General features: G+C 75.7%; 1 protein-coding gene. It reads right to left on the bottom strand.

The window, feature by feature from the left end:
• Positions 1-592: LysR substrate-binding domain-containing protein (locus VQ03_RS30085; RefSeq protein ID WP_048454609.1), on the bottom strand; the 592-nt coding region annotated here is incomplete at both ends.

The raw sequence follows: 592 nt of genomic DNA, 5'->3' as shown, positions 1-592 counted from the left end.
CGCGGGCGATGGCGTCACCGACGAAGTCGAGGAAGGCACGCACCCGGGCGGCGCGGCGCAGGTCCGGATGGGTGAGAAGCCAGAGCCCGGCATCGAGCGCGGGCTCGGGGTCCGAGAGCCGCACCAGACCGGGCCGGCGGTCGCCGATCACGCAGGGCAGGGGACCGATGCCGATTCCGGCCTCCACCGCGTCGGCAAGACCCTGGACCGTATCGAGGCGCAGGACCACGTGCTCGGGCGCGGTGCGCTCCTGGACGTAGCGCGCCGCCGCGGCGGCACCGAGCCGGGGCGCCGGGGAGACCCAGCGCTGCCCGCTCAGGGGCACGCTCCGGTCGAGGTCGGTCCGGCCGTAGAGGGCCCAGGCGATGGTGGCGAGGCGCCGCCCCACCAGGGTGTCGGGCGGATCGTTGGTGGCACGCAGGGCCACGTCGGCGTCGCGCTTGGCGAGGTTGAGCGCCTGCTCCGACACCACCACGTCGAGGCGCACCTCCGGGCAGCGGGCGCAGAACGCGGCGAGGATCGGGGTCAGCAGGCCGGTGAGGAGCGAGGCTGCGGTGGTGACGCGCAGCTCCCCGGCGGGGCTCAACCCCTG

The organism is Methylobacterium tarhaniae (genome assembly GCF_001043955.1).
GTDB lineage: Bacteria > Pseudomonadota > Alphaproteobacteria > Rhizobiales > Beijerinckiaceae > Methylobacterium > Methylobacterium tarhaniae.
Note: the sequence above shows the minus strand (reverse complement) of the source record. Positions and strands in the feature narration are given on the sequence as shown.